2 protein-coding genes are annotated in these 2,309 nt (G+C 39.8%); both read right to left on the bottom strand.

Going from position 1 to position 2,309, the window contains the following annotated elements; all coding sequences use genetic code 11:
- Positions 1–91: 91 nt before the first annotated feature.
- Positions 92–973: a type II CRISPR-associated endonuclease Cas1 gene (gene cas1, locus OCT58_RS10230; protein WP_267202720.1), complete on the bottom strand. Its 882-nt coding sequence runs from the start codon at positions 971–973 to the stop codon at positions 92–94.
- A 199-nt stretch (positions 974–1,172) separates the two neighbouring features.
- On the bottom strand, positions 1,173–2,126 hold the full coding sequence (locus OCT58_RS10225) for a Cas9 endonuclease PAM-interacting domain-containing protein (protein ID WP_267202719.1): 954 nt from the start codon (positions 2,124–2,126) through the stop codon (positions 1,173–1,175).
- Between the last annotated feature and the right edge of the window lie 183 nt (positions 2,127–2,309).

The following is a 2,309-nucleotide window of genomic DNA, read 5'->3' as shown; positions in this document are numbered from 1 at the left end:
ATCAAACATTTACCACAAGTCGTTGCTAAACAGCTCCAGGCAGTCTAAAATTCACTAATTTGAATAGCCAGTTCCTTGATATAACAAGTGATTAAGCTCCTTTCCTGCTTTCAAGTTTTAGTTCAAGTTCTTTGCTCTGACCACTTAAGTATTTTAAGCAGTCACCGACATATTTACTTATCGCATTTCTTAACAGCATATGATGCTTGCAATACGTGATTTCAATATTCAAAGCATCGATCAGTCCGTACTTAACATCAGGGGTCAGTTCGGTAAAATCCTGATTTGCCACCCAATAATCAACTACCGGACGAAATGGTTCCATCAAGTCCGATCCCAGATTAAACTGGTTCTCATTGCTTCGGTGATGAATTCCTAAGTACGTAAGATAACCACGCTCAACAATTTCGCGATCAAACATCGAAAGAAGAATTGAATAGCCATAGTTAAGTGCCGCATTGACCGCTGACCCACTTCGCCGCGAAAATTTTTCTTGCTCAAACAGTAACGGAAAATATTTGCGCGCAACTACGGCTTCTCGGTTGGTAAGATCATTAACCTCCAACTTTTTCAGTTCACCACTTAGTTCTTCCGTTTCATGTTTGTAGATCTGTAAAACCTGAATCTGGTTCTTAATTTTCTCATGAACAATCTTTGTCCATAAAAGCTCCTTTCGCTTTTGCGACCAGTTGAACTGGTCAGTGAGTAGGCCCACCGATCGATTATTAGGGTAATTATTGACCAACTCACAGTTTGGCTGCATGTTCCGGTCAACAAAAACCACTTTTGCATTTTGCTTCGCCAACTCACTCAGCAGAGCCGTGGTAATCACGGCCTGGGTTGTTGAGACAAGAAGTAATTGAACATCCTCTATCGGCACCTGGTTAATGCCATCCCTTGTTTGGACAACCATTAAGTGCGATGCATACGAAAGCTTGGCATGTTGACTGATAATGACTGAGCGCCACCCCATATTGTCATCCCCCTTTATTTTTGTTATAATTTAGGTGTTGGTTAGCTACCAACGCTTTAAACATCATTGATCTGAAGTACAGAGTTAAAATCAAACAGTGCTTTTTAGTACATAAGTTTCTACTTTTGAGTCAGTTATCTGACCAAATACATAACAAAGGGAATCGTTCATTTGAGCGGTTCCCTTTCTCTTTAGCTTGTTATTTTATTAGCTTGCTTAAGCGAATTCTCCGTTCGAACAAACCGGTTGGTGATTGATAGATAAGTTCACTGTCTTTGTTCATGGTTATTCCATTTGGAGTTTGCAACATACCGAAAGGCGACTTTATACCTAAAGACTTCAAATTCCCCATTGACGGATCACAGTGAAGACCTATAAGCATGTTGTTTATAATATCAACTTTTCCGTCAGACTTTTTAGAACTCCCATTGTAAATAGGCAGTACCGGAAGTTCCTTAAATTTGTCTCTTCCCTCGTTCAATCCCTTTCTAAATTTGTTTTTATCATACAACGGCAGATACCTATTCACTTTATCGAGAATATCGTCATAGACGAACATCAGCTGTTCATTCTGTTCATCCACCGAAAATGAATCTTTTGAAAAATCGGTGTTTAGAATCTTCATCGACTTTTCTGAAAGCACCAGCTGACGAGCATTGTACTGGTAAGTTGAACTGCCCAATGTGTATTTGAGATCACCATCAATAATTAATTGTCGATACATTACCTTTGGCACGACAATGTCGAAATCAATATATACCTTAGTCTTTTCTCCAGTCTTTCTGTTTGTTTTTTCTCTTGCAGTTCGTTCGGCAATCACCCGATGTAGTTCGCTGAGATAAGCCGCATTGTCAGTTTTCTTTAGCCGCTCAAGCTTTGAAAGGCTACGAACCGGTATGCCAACAACCCTCAGCTTGTCCTCTTTCTTGCCCGGAATACGAATGATCGCCATATATGCGTCCTTGTTCCCGCTGTAACCACCATAAATGTTGGTAGGACGGCCTTGCTTAGTTTGAATCAGTTTCTTATTTGATTTAGCCGGATAAATAGTTTGGTCAAACATCGCGCCAGAATTTGTATAGGTCTCTTGTGAAATCAGCATGTACTTGAAACCGTAGACACGTTTAATCTGGTGAATTAAATCAGACTTCATCCCAACAATTTCACCGGAGCTCTTGTCAACAATCCGCTCCTCATCGTTAGAAATTAAATCACCCGGTTTGTAAAATTAAGTTAGAAACATAAAAAAGCCATCTGTGATAGACTTTTGAATAACCACAAACAAAAGCAAAGGATATCACAAATGACCTATCATCATCTTACCACACGCGAACTG

It is taken from the genome of Limosilactobacillus kribbianus (assembly GCF_026413145.1).
Lineage (GTDB): Bacteria > Bacillota > Bacilli > Lactobacillales > Lactobacillaceae > Limosilactobacillus > Limosilactobacillus kribbianus.
The sequence above is the reverse complement of the archived record's forward strand: the minus strand, read 5'-3'. Positions and strand labels throughout refer to the sequence as shown.